This window comes from Cellulophaga lytica DSM 7489 (assembly GCF_000190595.1).
In the GTDB taxonomy this organism is placed as follows: Bacteria; Bacteroidota; Bacteroidia; order Flavobacteriales; family Flavobacteriaceae; genus Cellulophaga; species Cellulophaga lytica.
The window spans coordinates 3,656,745-3,675,898 of sequence record NC_015167.1 but is presented as its reverse complement, the minus strand read 5'-3'; the positions used below and the strand labels follow the sequence as shown (position 1 = coordinate 3,675,898).

The window sequence follows — 19,154 nt, the reverse complement described above, 5'->3', positions numbered from 1 at the left end:
TGAGTTGAATGTCTAAATCAAAAGAAAAAGGGTATTGAAAAAAAGTTTTATTCAAAACCCGTAGGGCTTGACCTTTATAGCCTTGTGCGGTTGGCAGAGGTAGCCACATATATTTGCCATTTTTTTTTATTTTAATATTTCAAATCGGTTTAAACTTGATTCAATTTACTTTTAACTTTTCTGGGGAATTAACACTTAAAAAAATAGGTTTCAGTTCGTATTTGAGCGTTGGATGAAGCGTTTGTATATGTAGCGTTTTAAATAGTTGTTTGATAAAACAGCATTTAAACAAGCTACTTATACAGGACTTTTAGACAATAGCTTATTGCTTTTTTGAGGCACGATAAAAAGTAATGTGCTATGGCGTATTACTACATATTCTAAACCTATTTTTTTATATCCTATTTCTTGGGTGGTGGGGAAAAGTGGACATTAATATTTGTTAACGAAATGAAACAAACAAAGACTTGAGGTAAGGAATACTTGGACTTAACGATGGTTTTGTGCAGTTGAATGAGATAACGAATATTATAATAAATTAACGTTACCCTTTTGAATGTTCGACTGTTTAATGTTTGTTGAAAATGTAGTTAGAAGTTCGAATGTGAGCGTTGGAATAGCGGATATTTTACATAATAGCAGTTATAGCGACGAAAATATAATAAAACGCCGTAGGCAACCATTGAAAGGATTTTTGCTCCTATAACTTCTATTATGTAACATAGCTTGGGATTGGTTTTTTGGCGTAATAGTTGTTTGAGCGTTGGCAATAGCTCTTTGCTTTTTTATTGTACTAATTTATTTATATAGATACTTTTAAATAAAACAAGTAATGTGCTATTATAGCGTTGGATACAAGTATTATGACATAAAACCAATTATGCATTGGCGAGCGGAACAGCACAAAAGACAGAGGATTTTGAGGTACGAAAAAACTGGGTTTTGGGTTGTGGGGACAATTACCAACTCATTCGTTGTAATCTAACTGCATTTAAAATTGCTAATAATGCTACTCCTACATCTGCAAAAACTGCTTCCCACATTGTAGCTAAACCACCTGCTCCTAAAATTAAGACAATAACTTTAACACCAAATGCTAAAATGATATTCTGCCAAACAATTTTACGTGTAGAACGACTTATTTTAATGGCTCTTACTACTTTTGAAGGTTGGTCTGTTTGAATGATAACATCTGCTGTTTCAATAGCTACATCGCTCCCTAAACCACCCATTGCAATACCAACGTTACTTGCTGCTAAAACTGGTGCGTCATTAATACCATCACCTATAAAAGCTACTTTGTTTTCAGGATTTTTCTTTAAAATTTCAACTTCGTTTAATTTATCTTCTGGTAGCAAACCACCTTTAGCATTTTCGATGTTCAACTCTTTAGCGACTTGTTGCGTAATGGAATCTTTATCACCGGAAAGCATCATAATATTTTTAATGCCTACTTTATGTAAATTAGTAATTGTTTCTTTTGCATCTTCCTTTAATTCATCTGCTATTACTACAAAACCTGCAAATTGATTATCGATTGCTACCAACACTATCGATTCTACAATAGATTCCGTTTCCGTTGGAACATTAATATTATTCGCAGTCATTAAGGCTTTATTACCTACTAAAACTGTTTTACCATTTACAATGCCTTTTAAACCTTTACCTGCAACTTCAGAAACGTCTTGTGCTTCAAAATCTTCACCTTCAGCTTTGTACTCTAAAATGGCTTTAGCAATTGGATGCGTGGATTGTTCTTCCATCGCCATTAAGTATTGCATAAATTCGGTTTCATTCCAACCAATTGCTTTTACTTCTTTGATTTTAAAAACACCTTTGGTAACGGTTCCTGTTTTGTCCATTACCAAAGTATTTATCTTGGTCATTGCATCTAAAAATGAAGCACCTTTAAATAAGATTCCATTTTTTGAAGCTGCTCCCAATCCACCGAAATATCCTAATGGAATTGAAATCACTAACGCACAAGGACAAGATATTACCAAGAAAATTAATGCTCTGTATAACCAATCTCTAAACACATAATCATCTACAAAAAAGTAAGGTATAAAAGTAACACCAATAGCTAAAAACACTACAATTGGTGTGTAGATACGAGCAAACTGTCTGATGAATAATTCTGTTTTAGATTTACGTGCTGTTGCATTTTGAACCAAGTCTAATATTCTCGCAATAGAACTGTCTTCAAACTTATTGGTTACCTCAACTTCAATAACGCTTTCCAAATTAATACTACCTGCGTAAACCTTTGCTTCTTTTTGAATGGAATCTGGTTTGCTTTCTCCTGTTAACGCAGCTGTATTTAAAGATGCTTTTTCGGATAATAAAATGCCATCCAATGGAATTTTTTCACCTACACGAATTTGAATTTTCTCTCCAATATTGACAACTTCAGGCGAAACACTTTTATAATCTCCCTCACGAAATACATTGGCTTCTTTAGGTCTAACATCTAATAATACTTTTATATTTCCTTTTGCACGATTTACAGCAGCACTTTGAAATAATTCGCCTACTGCATAAAATAGCATTACTGCAACACCTTCGGGATATTCACCAATAACAAATGCACCAATGGTTGCTATAGACATTAAAAAGAACTCTGTAAAAACATCACCTTTTTTAATACTAATCCAACCCTCTTTTACAACAGGAAACCCTACAGGAAGATATGCAATACCATACCAAGCAATACGAATCCAATCCTTAAAGAATGAAACATCAAAATAATCTAAACCTATACCAATGATAAGCATTGTAAAACTTATTATTGCAGGCACGTAGGTTTTGAATGCACTTCCATTACCGTGATTATGACCATCATTATGCGTGTGTTGCACTTCTGAATTTGGTTTTAAATCTCTTAAATTGACTTTCTTTTTTTTCATTTAATATCTAATAATTTTTCAATGTCATTGGGAATAGGCATTCGTTTTAATGGTGGCACGTTTGCTCCACCAGTATTACCAAGTGGAACGTGATTTATAAATGATTTCCAGCCACCCACAAGCAACCTAATTATTTGACCTATTACTTCTTTCGTATCTTTTTGTCTAAATCCAAACTTTAGCATAAGCCAATGTGAATAGGTATGTTCTATAGGATAAGATTGTCCTATTATATGACTACGTTCTAAATGATACCAAGCATTACCAAACTGCTTATTTTCTAAACAGAAACTGTATTGTTTTAATTCTTGGTTATACGCCTGTTTTAGATGTTTAGGTATTTTAGTATTAAACTTCATATCCTCTAATTTTGGATAAATGTACTTTAATAGTAAGTGCAATGGAAGTGCAATAATTAGACACTACACTTATCGCAAATACCTTTTACCACCAAATTTACATTCTCTGACACAAAACCATCTGGCACTTTTATTTGAGGTATTTTATGTTCTGTTAAGCAAATGGTTTCATTGCAATTATTACAATGGAAATGTAAGTGCAAATCGGTTTCAATTTCACAATTACATCCCTTTTCACATAATGCATATTTTGTAATCCCTGTACCATCGTCTATTTGATGCACAATAGCCTTTTCTTCAAAGGTTTTAATAGTTCTGTATAAAGTGGTTCTGTCTGCTTTTGAGAAAGCATTTTCAATATCACTTAAAGTAACAGCGACCTCTTTTTCTGCAAGAAACTTATATATAAGCAAACGCATTGCTGTAACACGAATATTTTTTGACTCTAATACTTGTTCTATTGTTTCCATAATTAATGTGCGTGTTCTGCTTCTCCTTTTTTCATTTCTGCGTTAAGATAATAAGCATTGTTATAAGCAAATTTTGTATTACTTTCTATGTTTTCAGTAAATTGAACCGATACCCAATCACCATCTTTAGTGCCTAACACAACTTCGATAGGTTTAAAGCTCCAATCGTCATTTTCTTTTTCTACTGAAAACACATAATATCTTTCGCCTTCTTTTATAATTGCACTTTCTGGTAAAGCTTTTGTTTGGGTATTATCTACTTGAATTTTACCTTGAATATACATACCAGGAATTAAGTTACCTTTTTTGTTTTCTATTTCTGCGTGAACGTGGACTGCTTTTGGGTTGTCCTCAAAGGTTTTGCTTACGGAATAGATTTCTGCGATAAGCTCTGCATCTGGTATGGATTGTACCGTAAAGTTAACTTTCTGACCTTTCTGTACTTTATAAACATCTTTTTCAAAAACCATTAAATCGGCGTGAACGTGATGCGTATTTACAATTTCAAATAATTCGGTTTGTGGCTCTACATATTGACCTGTTTTTACTTCAACTTTTTGCACAAAGCCTTCTATTGGACTTCGCAATGCTATGCGCTGTGCAATTGTTCCATTGCGAACTGATGTAGTGTTAACGTTGAGTATTCTTAATTGCGCTTCTAAACCATTAACCATTGCTTTTGATGCTTGATATTCTGCTTCTGCTTTCTGGAAATTAGCACCAGAACCAACACCAGCATCGTATAATTTTTGTTGACGTTCATAATTTTTCTTTGCAAGCTCGCTATTGCTATAAGCGTTTAAATAATCCGTTTGCGCTTGTATGATATTTGGGTGCGATAGATAAGCCACAACTTGACCTTTATTAACCTTATCACCTTCAATCACTTCAATTGAAACGACATTTGCACCAACAACAGTAGTAATAGCTGCTTCGTTTTGTGGTGGTACTTCTAACGTTCCGTTTGCTTCTACATAGCCGCTCATATTACGTAATGCTAACGTATCTATTTTCATTTTCAATGCATCGAATTGCTGTTGTGAAAGCATTACTTCGTCTTCATCGTGATGCTCTTCGTTAACTTCTGTTTTTTCTTCCTCATCGTGGGAATGACCATCATTCTCGTTATGATTTTCTTTATTTCCGCAAGCTGAAACAAATATGGCTAACACCATTACGGTGAGGATTTTATATATTTTGTTTTTCATTGTCTTATTTATTAAAATATTGTAATTGAAATGTGCTTTCTAAATAGTTTACTAATGCAGTCTGTGCTTCCAGTTCCGATTGAATTGCTTCTTTTATCAACTGCGTAAATGCAGTATAATCAATTTCGCCTTCTCTATATGCCAGTAATGCACCTGTTTTTTGCTCTTTTGTTAATGGTAAAACTTGGTCTTTGTAAAACTCCCAAGATGTTTTCCATTTCATATAATTTTCTTTAGCCTGAACAAACCTTGATTGTACTTCCTGTTTTTTGAACGCTACATTGGTTTCCGCTATTTCTTTATCAATTCTGGCACTTCTAACTTGTGCTTTGCTAGAACCTGATAAAAACGGAACTGAAATTCCTGCTTGATAGGTGTAAAATCCTGAATTGCCATTTACTTTTTGTAAACCACCTTGAAGATTGAACTTTGGCAAATTATCTGCTTTTGCAGCTTTATATTTAGCTTCCGCTTCATCTACAATGTTCTGCGACATACTGTACAATGGATGACTTTCAATACTGAATGTTTCCAGATCACTATCTATCGCTACCTCAAATTCATCTGAAACTGTAAAAATTTCTTCTGATACCAACCACAAATTGAATTGCTGTAAGGCAATAAGATAATTACTATAGGCTTGCGCTTTTTTATTCTGAATTTGAAACGCTTGATTTTTTGCTGCCGAATATTCTAATTTAGAAATAGCTTCGACTTCATAATTTAAAGCTACTGCTTGCTCGAATTTGGAATAAATGGAATCCAATTCCTTATACAAATCATAGTTTTGTTTCATTTGATAGCAATTAGACCAAGCTTTTTTAACTTCCAATTCTAATTCCAACTCGGAAAGTTGAAAGGCTTTTTGTGCCAATTGAATGCGTTGTTCTTGTAGCTTCTTTTTAGAACCAATGCCAAATACATCGATATTTGATTGACCAATACCAATGGTTGTATAGATGCCATTTCCATTATCAATTTCTTCTCCACCTGTAAAAATTTGAGTCGTTCCGAAATCATAGGCAGTCGATTTTAATTGTTCTTGTTTTGTAATTTCCAACTGCTTTTGCTTCAATAATGGATAATTACTTTTTGCGAGTTTAACAGCTTCCTGTAATGAAATTTCGGGAATTGTATCATTCAACTCTTGTGCATTACTTTGTGGTGAAAAGCCAAATAGTAATAATACAACTGCTGTTGCTGTTACTAACTTTTTATTTGGCTTAAACGTAAAAGATTTGTTTTCTACCCAATGATATAAAATTGGTAAAACAAATAAGGTAAGCAAAGTTGAAGTTAATAATCCACCAATAACAACCGTTGCCAATGGACGTTGTACTTCTGCACCAGCTGATGATGAAATAGCCATTGGTAGAAAGCCTAATACATCTGTAAAAGCAGTTAGCATAATAGGTCTGATTCTTCGTTTAGTACCTTCAACTATTCTATCCTTTAGATTGGTTACACCTTCTTCTTTTAATTCGTTGAGTCCGCTTATCATTACCAAACCATTTAAAACTGCAACACCAAACAGCACAATAAAACCAACACCTGCCGAAATACTAAATGGCATATCACGTAACCACAACGCCACAACACCACCAATAGTTGCCATTGGAATAGCTATGTAAATCATTAAGGTCTGTGGTAAAGATTTTAATGCAAAATATATTAGTATAAATATGAGTAACAATGCAATAGGCACAACGGTTTGTAATCGGTTGCTGGCACGTTCTAAATTTTCAAATGCACCACCATAACGAATAAAATAACCTGATGGTAATTCTAATTGTGCATCTAATTTTGATTTAATTTCAGTTACTAACGATTTTACATCACGTCCTCTAACATTAACACCTACATAGGTTCTTCTATTGGTGTTATCTCTACTGATTTGCATTGGTCCTGCTTTATAGCTTACATCTGCAATTTCACGTAAAGGAATTTGAGCACCCGAAGGTAAATTGATATACAGGTTTTGAACATCTGAAATATCCTTACGGTTTTGATCGCTTAATCGTACTACTAAATCGAAGCGTTTTTCACCTTCAAAAATTACACCTGCTGTACCACCTGCAAATGCAGATTGTACGGTTTGATTAAGCGTATTTATTTGAAGACCATATTGCGCCAATTTATTCCTGTTGTAATTGATTGTCATTTGTGGCAAACCTGTTGTGGCTTCCGCTTTCATATCACCAATACCTTCAGTACCTGCGATAATTTTAGATATTTCTTCGGCTTTTTGAGATAGAATATCAATGTCTTCACCATAAAGTTTTATAGCAATATCTTCACGAACACCTTCTAATAACTCGTTAAAACGCATTTCAATAGGTTGTGTAAACTCATAATTAACACCAGGAACCATTTCAACTGCTTCTTTCATTGCTTCAATCAATTCATCTTTTGATTCTATAGTAGTCCATTCACTTTTAGGTTTCAGAATTACAAAAACATCGGCAATATCCATAGGCATCGGGTCGGTTGGAATTTCGGCAACACCAATACGACTCACAATTTTATCAACTTCTGGAAATTTTGCTTTTACTATTTGTTCTATTTTGGTAGTAGTTTCAATAGTTTCTGTAAGTGAACTACCTGGTTTTAAAATAGCGTGAAATGCAATATCACCTTCATCGAGTTGCGGAATGAACTCGCCACCCATTCTTGAAAACATAAAAACGGTTATTCCGAACAACACAACTGCAATACCAATTACCCATTTCCCTTTTCGCAAGGCTCTAACCAATAAAGGTTGGTATTTATCTTCAACCCAATGCACAAATCTATCTCCATAAGATTTTTTATCGTTTTTAGGTGCTCTTAATATTAAAGCTGACATCATTGGCACATAGGTTAAACAAAGTACCATTGCACCAATCATAGCAAAAATAAAGGTCAAAGCCATTGGTTTAAACATCTTTCCTTCAATACCTTGTAAGGCTAAAATGGGTAGAAAAACGATAAGGATAATCAACTGACCGAAGAAGGCAGCATTCATCATCTTTTTTGAAGCATTAGAAGAAACTTTATCTCTTTCTTTAGATGTAAGTTGTTTCTTTTTCAAAACTTGTGATGCTATAAGAAAAACAGTGCTTTCAACAATAATTACAGCACCATCTACAATGATTCCGAAATCAATTGCTCCTAAACTCATTAGGTTTACCCAAACATCAAAAACATTCATTAAAATAAAAGCAAATAATAAGGATAATGGAATAGTAGAGGCAACTATTAAACCTCCTCGCCAATTACCTAATAAAAAGACCAACACAAAAATGACGATTAATGCACCTTCAATAAGATTAGTTGTTACTGTAGAAGTTGTTTCGCCAATTAATTTACTTCGGTCTAATAATGGTTCAATAATTACGCCTTCTGGTAACGACTTTTCAATTTGAGTCATTCGCTCTTTTACATTGGCGATAACATCATTAGAATTAGCACCTTTTAACATCATTACCAAACCACCAACAACTTCTCCTTCTCCATCTTGAGTTAATGCACCATAGCGTATTGCAGAACCAAATTGTACTGTAGCAATATCTCCTATAGTTACGGGAATATTATTAATATTCTTGACTGTGATTTTTTTAATGTCCTCTAAACTTCGCACCAAGCCTTCACCGCGAATAAAATTAGCCTGATGGTTTTTTTCGATATACGCACCACCTGTGTTTTGATTATTGGCTTCAAGCGCATTAAACACATCTGTAATGGTTAAACCAATAGCGTTTAAATCGTTTGGGTCAACCGCTACTTCGTATTGTTTAATCTTACCACCTATGGCGTTTACTTCAACTACACCTTCAACCATAGCCATTTGACGCTGTACAATCCAATCTTGCATTGAGCGTAAATCTGTGATGGTATATTTGTCTTTGTACTCTGGTGCTACTTTTAAGGTGTATTGGTAAATTTCTCCCAATCCTGTTGAAATTGGTCCCATAGTAGGTTCGCCAAAACCAGCAGGAATTTGCTCTTTGACTTCGTTTAGTTTTTCAGCTACTAATTGTCGAGGCAGATAGGTTCCCATATCATCATCGAATACAATAGTAACCACAGATAAGCCAAAACGAGAAATTGACCTTATTTCCTGAACATCAGGAAGATTGCTCATTGCCACTTCAATTGGATAAGTAACAATTTGCTCAATATCTTCAGTACCTAAATTGGGGGATTGTGTAATAACCTGTACTTGGTTATTGGTAATATCTGGAACAGCATCTATTGGCACTTTGGTCATACTCCAAATACCTGTTCCGATTATGGTAAGCGTAAGCAAACCAATAATGAATTTGTTATTGATTGAAAAATCAATGATTTTATTAATCATAGAAAATGTATTAATTCAGTTAAACTATTCGATACAATTCTGATATAAGAAAATAGAATTACACAAAATGAAATGAACCCTTTAGGCTCAAAATTGGATATAGCTATCCATTAAAAAACTGAATTATACTTTAGGTGGCTGGAAAAGTGATTCCAAATATCTGGAAGTGAAGTTTACTTTATGTAAATTATATTGTTTTTTCTCTTCAAACTTTAATAGATTGGTTAAAGCCAAATTATTGTTCGCAATAATTAATACCAAAGGGTGACAACATTGATTATGGGAATGGACTGGTGTATTCTCCTTATCTGGGTTATGATGATGCTCTTCATTTTTAGCATCGCTCTCAATGTAATCTTCAACTACATATTCAAAGAAAGAGTCTCCATAAACTTTATGGTCTTGATAATGGGTAATTACATTTGAAATTTCTTTAATTGGACCACAAAAGTCCATATCTATGCTTATCCCTTGAAAAAAGAATAAAATAGACATTGATATGGAAACAAATATTTTCATATAATTTATACAAATATACAAATTATTGAATGCAATGGTGTTGCAAATAAATTGATTGGTAAATTACAAAAACCATAGAGCATCTTTAGCATCGTCTGGAACGCCATTATTAAAATGTGGTGCTATTTGTGCTACCATTTCTGGATATTTTATTGTGATTGGTACATTTTGTTGTCGAAGCGATTTCCAATATAATCTGCTAAACTGATACACTTGTGTTAATAATTCTAACACTACATCTGCATCTTCAAAAGCATCTTCATCTGGACTGCTTACCTTAATTTTTATTGGGAACGGATAACCATCTGTATCTGCATACCGCTGTGAATTAGGGTAACGTGCATTATTAAACAACAAAAAATGATTTTCGCTAATACGTATGTATGTACCACTTACAGGCATTAACTTTTTGTTCCAATTAAGGTCGTAAGCAATAATATCTTCTGCTTCTGTTTTATTGATATTTAGAATGTAGAGCGGAATTTTTAACCCTAATGTATGCATCCCTCTAATAATTGGTTTTAGTTCCTCGTAACTCATTTCCTTATAGAAGTGAATGACTACTTTATCTGCTTCTGCAACCGATGTAAAATCTCTAATGGCTTTACATATACTTCCTGCCAATAGGTCTGTTTCGCTTTGGTCAAAATATTCGAACTTTCTAAATAAGCCATTGTTTTGAAAACTAAAGGCACTTGCTATATAACGTCTGTTTTCGCCTTGATTGGTAAATGCACCAACACCTATTACTAATTCTTTTTTATCGGTTACTGCAAGTTTCCAAGGTGCGCCACCTAATTTGGCGTGAATAGCTAACGCCATATTTTGCAATGAAAATTGGAAGTTGTATTGATTCTCGATATTGACCACCATTTTTTCATAATCTACCACTTGTGTAACAATGCCTTCATTTAAAAACAGTTCTTTGATTTGAATATAGATTTCGCGGTCTTCGGGATTTTGTGTGAACTTATCGAAAGGACTTAAATAAAAAGCTGCGTAAAGCACATTATCGTGGTCGAAGGTTAAACTCTCTAACTTTTCAACTATTTCTGGTATTGGGTCGTTTTCGTTGGTAAATTCAATGAAGTGTTCTTTGGATGATGATGCTTTAATGTTCACATAGGCTTCTAATCCTTTATAATAATTCTTTTCTGTATTTACACCTTCCTTTAAATTTTGATAGAAAGACAATACCGAATCTTTATGAGAAGTATGGCAAATGAAAAATATCTTGATATTTTGATTGTTTGGACGTCTGTAAGGGTTTAGGATATTCATTGCCTTTTTAGGCACTAAATGGGTTTTCTTGTTACCGTATTGGTCTTTACCAAATTCCAATAAACCTACTTGTGGGTCGATATGGTTGATACGATTGATTGGCACATCTATAAACGTATCAGTTTTAAATGGAAATATGACTTTAAAATCTTCTTTAAACAGATAGTTGGTTGCAAAATTATTAATAAGTGCTACGTACTTTTGATATTTATTAATTGGTCTTATAGGTTCCTCAATAGGTATATCTAATGCTCGTGCTAATGACAAATTAAAAATTGGGTATGCTTGGTCAAACTGAATAGCATTGTAAAATTCTTGTTTTTCCTCTGTATCGAGGTCCATTTGGTAATTGAACGTTTTTTGACCATATACACAACGTTTTATTAACTCTGAATCCTCTATATCCTTAACCGATGTTGTAAGGACTTTTGAAGTACCATCGTATGATACAATTAACTCTGGTAAGTCTGTGAGTTTTGCAAACTGTATCTTAAATGAAAATTTATAGTAGAGGTTATAGTCTGCTGTATTCCCTTTTTTTGAAGGCATCCACACTTGTACATCACCAACGAAGTTTTTTACTACTATATAGTCTTTCGATTTAAAATAGCTTCTTAATTTATGTTTAAGGAATTGCTTATAAATTCTTAATTCTCTACCATCTACTAAATTTAGCTTAATGCTTGGTGCATCTGGTATTTCTGTTGTAAATGTTGTAAATATTTGGTCTTTGTTAGATAAGTCTGCATCTGGAAACACCTCTTTTATCTGCCTTGAAAATTTAGATTTATGGATAGGATGACTACCTTCAATATCCTCTAAAGTTAAATAAATAGTAGGCGCACTATTAGGCCATTTAAAGTTTAGTATGTTGGTTTTGAGGTGTTCTTGCATAAATGAAATTATATTGTAATTTTACATAGAAGGTTGAACTTTATTATTGTTATCAACTAATAAATCTTTGTTTAGTAGTCTATTTACAGACTGCATATCTTGGTATGTAGATTTAGCACGCTCTATTATTTTTTCAATAATTTTATCAGAAACTTCCATTTGTTTCACCAAGCCTAAACCAACCAAATAATCTAATAAAAAGGATATATACAATAGTTCAAACTGTGAAAAAATATTGTTTTTTGTTTTAGTGCGATGTATTAAATAATCTCGATGACGAACAATCTTTGATACATATGTTTTAATATCATCTTCTGGAATATTAGTTATATCGACTAATAATTGCTTTTGTTCTAATAAATCTTTGGCAAAAGATGAGTTCTTAATCTTATTACCAAATTTCAAACTATAAGCTTCGAAAGCTGTATAGGAATTTGTAAATCGCCTACTATGGCTCGTTTTAACCGAGAGTAAATTTTCGATAATAATATCAGCACAATAACCTATGCCTTCATTGTTATACCAATGCTTAATTATATTGGACAAATCATCTTTAATAGTATCATAGTCAAGCGCTATAAAACCAGATATGTTTTCTTTGTTGAAATCATCCTTGTAATATAACGAAGCCCAATTACCACAGCTTAAACATTTAAAATTAAAAGCTTTAAATTGTACAGACTTACCGTATAAAAAATGAAATAATTTTTGAAATGAATTATATAAATCTATACTCTCAAGAATACTCAATTTTTTTTCTGATTTAAAATCGACATATCCAACATTGTCCATTCTAAAAAAGTTGTGGTTAGAAGTATATGATGTTGATTTTGTGATTTTAATAGATAAGTCTTCAGTAATATTCGTATTGTGGACTACGTCATCCTCTTTTTCAAGTTTGTCTTCTAAAGAATTATACCAATGCATTTTTCTAACCCAACTCACTATTGCTAAATTGTCAATTTGAAATTCATTAATTTTCAAACCTATAGGTTCAATTAAATGATATGCACAAGCAAACGTATATTTAGGCTTATAAGTTTTAGTCTCTACTATTCCATTGCTACTGTTTTTAATCTTGCAGTTTACAAAAGTTAAATAGCCTAAACCTGTAAAAACCCCATAAATTAACTCTATTTGATAGGCAGGTAATCTTTCTGACAAATTGGTCGTTATGTGCACTTCATCATTAATTAACTCTAATACACAAAAGCACTTATTATCCTCTGCAGATTTAAACCATACCTCGCCATAATATTTATTCTCTTTAAACATAAATTACTTTAAATCCTTACCCTTTTTAACAATCTTACTAATTTTTTCTTCAGCTATTTTGAGGATTTCCGTACTCTCTTTTTCATTTTTGAGCATTAGTACAATTTGTTCGGACATCCATAGCTTAATTAATTCGTTTTCGTCTTGTTTTAATGCTTTAGCGAATGCAACTACTTGTTCGCGTCTTGCCATCCGATTTCCTCGTTCTATTTTGCTTAAATAGGCAACGTCCATATTTAGGTTTGCAGCCATTTCTCTTAATAGCAAATTGCGGTTTTCACGCAATGAGCGTATGTACTCTCCAAACTCCATAATAGAATTATTTAGACTTGTCAAATTTTGTCTAATTTAAGTAAAGGAAACTAAAGGAAAAGAAAAAGATATTAGTAGTTATTAACAGATAATGAGGATATTAAGGATTTGAGGAAGTCATTTAATCATATCCCTAAATCCTTAAAATCCTTAACTACGGCTTTGCAGGATTTGAGTAGTTATTGTGTGCTTCTCTGTGTATTAATCCTGCTTCTACAAATTTGGTAATATATCCTTCTGCGGTTTTATGTGGGATGTTCTGTTTTGTAGCTAAATCTAAATACACTTGTCTGATAAATTGTTTTGGTAAACTTTCTAAAAAGCGTTCTTTTCTATTTGAACGTTTTGTTGCTTTCTGCTCTATTGGTAAATCATTAAATACTTTACTACTGTGCTTCACTAAAATTGAAATTATGGTTATAGCGTTCTCAAAATCTATATCCTCACATTCTTTAGTTCCATTTACATCACCATCTTCCATAATGCGGAATGCTGTGAATAGCATCATTACCCTAAATGCAATTAAGCCTAATCTCCTTATTGTTGCAATATACTCTTCGGGTTGTAGGTTGATGTATTTGGTCTGTAAGGATTCAAAAAAGGTATTGAATTGCTGTTGTTGAGTTGTGGTTAATCGTATTTCAATCTCTGGATTGTTTTTTAGCGTTTTGTACAGTTCTAAAAACTCACTACCTAATTGGTTATAGTAATCATCTAAACCTACTTTATTGCTATTTTGAAACACGTTTTTCCAAGTTGGTTTTATATTCATATAGTAAAACATAAAGCGACTAAATAAGCCATTTTCTGCATTGGGTATTAGAGTCGCCACTTGTTTAGGTGTACCTGATAATACTGTTGATAAACAGGGTTTTTCAATATCTACGTATTCTCTATCCGTTCTGCGATAATAGCTTATAGTTTCGTGATGAAAGGCTTTCCGAAAACCATCGGAATAATTACCATAATCGCTTTTAAAGGCTTGTGCTAACGTATCGCCTTCGGTTTCAAAAATTAATCCTCTGCCTTTATTATCAGAAATTAATTGATATACGCCTGTTACACTATTGTTAGCAGGAATGAATAGCATTCGCTCTGGCGGTTTACTCGGTTTTTCTAAGTTTTCATCTTTGCCTTTGTTCATATTGTAAGTAGCGGTTTCTGATTGAAATTGCTGCTTTAATACTTTGGCTTGTTCTCGTTTTAATTTGTGAACGGGCTCTACCAAATTTTTAATTTGGTTAAGCCTTCCTTTTCCTGCAGAAGCAGGTGCGGTTACAAATAAATATAAGTTGCTGAATACTTTACGTTGGTCATAGATTCCGAAGAGTTTAGGAAAACACGCACTAAATGCTGTTAATGCGCCTAACAATAAAATGTCCTTTTCTTCCTGTCCATTAGCAGGGTTTACAACTTGTTGTAAAAACTGTGGCAAATTCTCATATACCGTTTCTGGTATTGTAGGCATTGCTTGGTTGGGTGTATCGACAACAGTTACAACGTTTGTTGCAACTTCGTTGTTATACTGTTGTTTAGTCGGTTTTATACCTGACTGATGTGTGTAATGGTAAAAGGTAGCAATTGTAATTCCGTGTCCTTTTGCGTTTAAGCATTTATCGAATTGTGCATCACACTCTTTAGCATCGTAACCTGCATAATTTTTACTTATTCGGTGGAAATAATCTCTTCCTGTTTCTCTGTATTCTTCTGCTAAAGCAAAGCCTAAATCTCTCCAAGTGGCATAACTTCCTGTTATGTCTGTACCTGATTGCTCGATTGCTGAAATGTAGGATTCAATGTCGTTATCAGCAACAGCAACAACATTAGTTGTTGCTGTGTTGCTTTTTGGTTTTGTTGGCTCTTTAGGAACTTCTAACCAATCTTTTGGGTTAAATATTTTAGTCATAATGCTTGATGTCTTTTATGTAAAAAGGCTGTTGGGTCATATGGTAAAAAACACGCTCTGGAAACGTCTTTACCTGACTGGTCAACCTCAATGTTATAATTGTGTTTAATGTAATTTGCTACTGCTGTGAAATATTCTGAATGCGATACTTCTGAAATATCTATTCTAATAATCCATTTTAGGCCATCGCCAGATGGTGATATGAATAGCATTTCGGTTTCAAAATATTCATCATTTAAGAGCTGTGTTCTTAACTCTTGTAGATTCTCTAAATGGTCAAAATCAATGGTTAATAAATTAGAATGCTTTAGCAAATTGTTATCGCTTCGTTTTTCAAATGTTCCTGAAAGTGTTACGTAATCAAAGCGATTCGCTTTGAATTTACGTGCTTCTTTTACATTGGTAATTGCTCTTAATTCTTCAGTAATCTTTTTGTATTTATTACTTGTGATTAATGCAAATACTTGATGTAATCGCAAGGTTTCCGAAGGAAACACATTGCGAACAGGTGCTTTAAAAAAGCTACAGTTGGCATACCACGTATCGTCTGGTTCATTAAGCCATTCCAATTCGTCTTTTTCCTTGACTTCTAAATTTAGATGTAGCTCTTGATTTATCTTCTGGTACAAATCTTCTTCATCGGTTATTCTAAAATGATATTGTGCAAAATCGAATACATCACCTTTAAAGGCTTCTAATTCTGTATCTCGATGTGTTGCTATAATACCATCAATATGAATCCGTAAGGTTTCTTTACCACCATTAAAAGGGTTTCGAGTTATCCCACAGTCCCTTCCTTTTACAGAAAGGACTGTTTGATTAGGATAATACTGTCTCAACACATAGGCATAGATTTTTAAACCATAATGTGTTTTGTCTAAAATTGCTTCTCTACTTATTTCCATCTTGCTTGAAATTATGGTTGTAGTAGTTGTCTTGAAGCAATTGCTCTATGTCAGCAACTTTATAGTAAAATTTACCTTTTACTTTGCTGTAAGGCAAAGTGCCATTGGTTCTTAAAGTTTGTAGCGTTCGCTTACTTATATGTAAGGTCTGCAATACATCTTGATTGTCTATCCACGTATCTTTTAATACTTCTGCTCTCGATTGTCGTAACAATTCGATACGTGCTTTAATGTCCTTTATTTCTTGAGAGAGCGTTAAGAGTAAATCGATTATTTCAGTCATAACTTCACCGCTCCTTTCTTAATAAGGTAATCGGCAGCTTGCTGTTCGATTTCGTCTCTTGAGTTCATACGGTTACGCAGTAACCAATGGTCTAACTCTTCTCTTTGGAAATAAATCTTTTTACCATTCGGTTTATAATGTGGAATGGTTCCCGTACTTGTGAGTTTATACAAGTGCGATTGGGATAATTCTAAATACTTGCAAGTTTCATTAAAGTTTAATACTTGCTTTTGCATTGTTTGTTGCTCTAATAAGAGTTTTTCAATGCGGTCTAACTTTTCGATGATATTTGTGTCCATCGTTTATTTTGTTTTAAATAAATGAGGACATCTGGCCAAATGTCATTCTTGGTTTTCAAGAACAGGACAAAGGTTGAAAATTGGCTTCCCGATTTTAGTAAGAGTGTAAAACAAGGGTAAGACAACAGTAAGGTTTCTTACTATTCTTACTGTTTTTTATTGCAGTTGTTGGATGATTTTATCTATTTCTTCCTTTTCTTTTGGGTTGTGAATTTTGTTTTTGTGAAGATTATTCGCCTTTAATAGCGTACCTGTTTTAGTAATAAATTTTCCAGAACGTTCTATTGAGGTAGGATTGAAACCATTAAAAAATGGTTTAAGTTTTGTTACAAGGTAACTAAACTGTGTAGTTTCGCATTGAAGATAAATTTGCGATTCTGTATTTGCAAAATCTTTTGCTAATAACAATTGGTGCAAATGTTCAACAGTTGTGCGGTTATCTAACAAATCGATTTTTAGATTTACTTGTTTAAGTACAGTTAGCAAAGTTGAAGTGTCATTACTTTTATATCCAAAAGAAGTCTTGGGTGTTGCTTTCGTTTTTGATGTTTTTTTGGTAGCAACTTTTTTAGTGGTGTTCTTTTCTATTAAGCTAACATCAAAAGTTTCATCATTAAAGTATTTTTCTGCAATTTCAGAAATTGAGAATTTTGTATTTTCCGAAAATTGTCCGTATTGCTCTTGTAGTTCAGCATACAACCTTATTACAGATACTTTTAAGTAGTTTATGATATAATTGTCATCATTATTTAAATCTGTTGTTATACCTCTTTTATTGATATAAGTTGCAATGTCATTTAAGTACTTATCAAATTTATTAAGTAGAATGGTATAGCTGTATTTATTTTCTGGTGTAGTTGCATTTTTCGGAAATTCCTTTACAAATGATGCTACTGTATTTTCTGTTTCATTAATTATTAGCTTTTGATAGTATTCTTTTTTCGCATTTAAAGGCTTTTTAAAGTTTACTTTAAAAACTGCGTTATTAGCTTTTTGGTTCAATTTAAAATCAGACAATAAGTATTTAAAATCCTTTTCCTGTCTATTATCTCTATGTAAGCCATTGGTTATAGAAACCAAACTTGAAAATATACTTCCTTTCATTATAAATCCAGTTGAATACGGTTAGCAGCTTCTTTCTTTTTATCGTCAATTACTTTGGCATATATCTGTGTAGTTCGTAACTCTTTATGACCTAATAATTTTGATACAGTATATATGTCTGTACCCAAAGTTAATTGTAAGGTAGCGTAGGTATGACGCGCACAATGAAACGTAATAGTTTTAGTAATACCTGCCTTCATCATCCATTGTTGTAATTTTAAATTAGACCAGGCACTATAATGTAAGCCATCAAATACTTTATCGTCTGGATTACCTTTTTCTCCTAATAGATTTCTTGCTTGGTCTGATATTGGTAAGGTTTCGACACCTTTAGTTTTCTTTTGTCTAAATCGGATATAATATCCCATTTCTTTTGAGTGCTGGATTTCTGACCATATCAGTTTTTCAATATCTGACCAACGTAATCCGGTTAAAGCTGAAAAAATAAAAGCATTCTTTAAGATAGGCAGTTCACATTCTGTATTAACTGCTTTTTGTAATTCATCAAGCGTTAAAAATTCTCGTTGAGGTTCTCCTTGTTTAAAATACTCTACACCATTTGCAGGATTTACTTTTAAAATTCCATCCTTGACCGCCTGTTTTAATGCCGCTGAAAATTTACCATAATACGAATATTTTGAATTTTGAGACAATTGCTTACCTGCTCTACCTATTGCTTCTTTATCTAAATACTCTTTGAAACGCTCAACAAACGATTTGTCTATATCTTGAAAACTAACATCTGTTGGACAAAACTTTTTTAAATGTTTTAGCATACTATTCCAATTACCATAATTGCCAGAGCTTGTATTTTTCTTTTCTGCTAAAGCTGTGATATAAGTAATAAAACTACCTTTTAGCTTTTCAATATCTTGAAAGCCATAAATACCATTTTGAATTTCTATTTGTCGCTGTGCACATATAGTTTCAGCCAATTGTTTGGTTTTCTTATTAACCTCTCTTTCAGTTTTGGTTTTAGGATTAGGTGTAAGGTATAAGCGTAAGTATTCTGTTTTACGTTTGCCTTTATGATAGTAATCTAAATACAGACTTATTTTGTCGTTCTTCTTGCGTTGTCTTAATGTTACTTTCAT

Annotated in this window: 15 protein-coding genes; all 15 read right to left on the bottom strand. The window is 32.9% G+C overall.

Translation table 11 applies throughout. From position 1 onward, the window contains the following. Positions 1-959 precede the first annotated feature (959 nt). The 15 genes from CELLY_RS16165 to CELLY_RS16095 all read right to left on the bottom strand — a co-directional run bounded on the left by CELLY_RS16165 (position 960) and on the right by CELLY_RS16095 (position 19,154). Positions 960-2,906, bottom strand: coding sequence for a heavy metal translocating P-type ATPase (locus CELLY_RS16165; RefSeq protein WP_013622782.1), 1,947 nt, complete (start codon positions 2,904-2,906; stop codon positions 960-962). Beyond that, a complete protein-coding gene (locus CELLY_RS16160; protein ID WP_013622781.1) occupies positions 2,903-3,265 on the bottom strand; it encodes a DUF3703 domain-containing protein in 363 nt (120 codons plus the stop codon). The genes CELLY_RS16165 and CELLY_RS16160 overlap by 4 nt, the downstream gene beginning before the upstream one ends. 56 nt (positions 3,266-3,321) lie before the next feature. Further along, complete coding sequence (locus CELLY_RS16155; RefSeq protein WP_013622780.1) at positions 3,322-3,735, bottom strand: Fur family transcriptional regulator; 414 nt, start codon at positions 3,733-3,735, stop codon at positions 3,322-3,324. A gap of 2 nt (positions 3,736-3,737) precedes the next feature. Beyond that, positions 3,738-4,943 (bottom strand): efflux RND transporter periplasmic adaptor subunit, encoded by a 1,206-nt coding sequence (locus CELLY_RS16150; protein ID WP_013622779.1) that lies wholly within the window; start codon positions 4,941-4,943, stop codon positions 3,738-3,740. A 4-nt stretch (positions 4,944-4,947) separates the two neighbouring features. Beyond that, positions 4,948-9,282 (bottom strand): CusA/CzcA family heavy metal efflux RND transporter, encoded by a 4,335-nt coding sequence (locus CELLY_RS16145; RefSeq protein ID WP_013622778.1) that lies wholly within the window; start codon positions 9,280-9,282, stop codon positions 4,948-4,950. A gap of 123 nt (positions 9,283-9,405) precedes the next feature. After that, positions 9,406-9,801 carry a hypothetical protein gene (locus CELLY_RS16140; protein ID WP_229720477.1) on the bottom strand — a complete coding sequence of 132 codons (396 nt, stop codon included), beginning with the start codon at positions 9,799-9,801 and terminating at the stop codon, positions 9,406-9,408. 63 nt (positions 9,802-9,864) lie between these two features. Further along, positions 9,865-11,976, bottom strand: a complete 2,112-nt coding sequence (locus CELLY_RS16135; protein ID WP_013622776.1) for a Piwi domain-containing protein — start codon at positions 11,974-11,976, stop codon at positions 9,865-9,867. A 21-nt stretch (positions 11,977-11,997) separates the two neighbouring features. Beyond that, complete coding sequence (locus tag CELLY_RS16130; protein ID WP_013622775.1) at positions 11,998-13,251, bottom strand: ApeA N-terminal domain 1-containing protein; 1,254 nt, start codon at positions 13,249-13,251, stop codon at positions 11,998-12,000. 3 nt (positions 13,252-13,254) lie between these two features. After that, on the bottom strand, positions 13,255-13,563 hold the full coding sequence (locus CELLY_RS16125; protein ID WP_013622774.1) for a helix-turn-helix domain-containing protein: 309 nt from the start codon (positions 13,561-13,563) through the stop codon (positions 13,255-13,257). A 154-nt stretch (positions 13,564-13,717) separates the two neighbouring features. Continuing rightward, on the bottom strand, positions 13,718-15,469 hold the full coding sequence (locus CELLY_RS16120; RefSeq protein WP_013622773.1) for a DUF3987 domain-containing protein: 1,752 nt from the start codon (positions 15,467-15,469) through the stop codon (positions 13,718-13,720). Then, positions 15,466-16,374, bottom strand: a complete 909-nt coding sequence (locus tag CELLY_RS16945; RefSeq protein WP_013622772.1) for a BT4734/BF3469 family protein — start codon at positions 16,372-16,374, stop codon at positions 15,466-15,468. Before CELLY_RS16945 ends, CELLY_RS16120 begins: the two co-directional genes overlap by 4 nt. Further along, positions 16,361-16,588, bottom strand: a complete 228-nt coding sequence (locus CELLY_RS16110; RefSeq protein ID WP_244847015.1) for a helix-turn-helix domain-containing protein — start codon at positions 16,586-16,588, stop codon at positions 16,361-16,363. Before CELLY_RS16110 ends, CELLY_RS16945 begins: the two co-directional genes overlap by 14 nt. Positions 16,589-16,653: 65 nt before the next feature. Beyond that, a complete protein-coding gene (locus CELLY_RS16105; RefSeq protein ID WP_013622770.1) occupies positions 16,654-16,956 on the bottom strand; it encodes a helix-turn-helix domain-containing protein in 303 nt (100 codons plus the stop codon). A 156-nt stretch (positions 16,957-17,112) separates the two neighbouring features. After that, complete coding sequence (locus tag CELLY_RS16100; protein ID WP_013622769.1) at positions 17,113-18,060, bottom strand: DUF6617 family protein; 948 nt, start codon at positions 18,058-18,060, stop codon at positions 17,113-17,115. Next, positions 18,060-19,154, bottom strand: coding sequence for a site-specific integrase (locus CELLY_RS16095; RefSeq protein WP_013622768.1), 1,095 nt, complete (start codon positions 19,152-19,154; stop codon positions 18,060-18,062). The genes CELLY_RS16100 and CELLY_RS16095 overlap by 1 nt, the downstream gene beginning before the upstream one ends.

Bases quoted from the DNA above. Each gene is read 5' to 3' on its own strand.
- CELLY_RS16165 (WP_013622782.1), bottom strand. From the start codon at position 2,906: ATGAAAAAAAAGAAAGTCAATTTAAGAGATTTAAAACCAAATTCAGAA.
- CELLY_RS16160 (WP_013622781.1), bottom strand. From the start codon at position 3,265: ATGAAGTTTAATACTAAAATACCTAAACATCTAAAACAGGCGTATAAC.
- CELLY_RS16155 (WP_013622780.1), bottom strand. From the start codon at position 3,735: ATGGAAACAATAGAACAAGTATTAGAGTCAAAAAATATTCGTGTTACA.
- CELLY_RS16150 (WP_013622779.1), bottom strand. From the start codon at position 4,943: ATGAAAAACAAAATATATAAAATCCTCACCGTAATGGTGTTAGCCATA.
- CELLY_RS16145 (WP_013622778.1), bottom strand. From the start codon at position 9,282: ATGATTAATAAAATCATTGATTTTTCAATCAATAACAAATTCATTATT.
- CELLY_RS16140 (WP_229720477.1), bottom strand. From the start codon at position 9,801: ATGAAAATATTTGTTTCCATATCAATGTCTATTTTATTCTTTTTTCAA.
- CELLY_RS16135 (WP_013622776.1), bottom strand. From the start codon at position 11,976: ATGCAAGAACACCTCAAAACCAACATACTAAACTTTAAATGGCCTAAT.
- CELLY_RS16130 (WP_013622775.1), bottom strand. From the start codon at position 13,251: ATGTTTAAAGAGAATAAATATTATGGCGAGGTATGGTTTAAATCTGCA.
- CELLY_RS16125 (WP_013622774.1), bottom strand. From the start codon at position 13,563: ATGGAGTTTGGAGAGTACATACGCTCATTGCGTGAAAACCGCAATTTG.
- CELLY_RS16120 (WP_013622773.1), bottom strand. From the start codon at position 15,469: ATGACTAAAATATTTAACCCAAAAGATTGGTTAGAAGTTCCTAAAGAG.
- CELLY_RS16945 (WP_013622772.1), bottom strand. From the start codon at position 16,374: ATGGAAATAAGTAGAGAAGCAATTTTAGACAAAACACATTATGGTTTA.
- CELLY_RS16105 (WP_013622770.1), bottom strand. From the start codon at position 16,956: ATGGACACAAATATCATCGAAAAGTTAGACCGCATTGAAAAACTCTTA.
- CELLY_RS16100 (WP_013622769.1), bottom strand. From the start codon at position 18,060: ATGAAAGGAAGTATATTTTCAAGTTTGGTTTCTATAACCAATGGCTTA.
- CELLY_RS16095 (WP_013622768.1), bottom strand. From the start codon at position 19,154: ATGAAAGTAACATTAAGACAACGCAAGAAGAACGACAAAATAAGTCTG.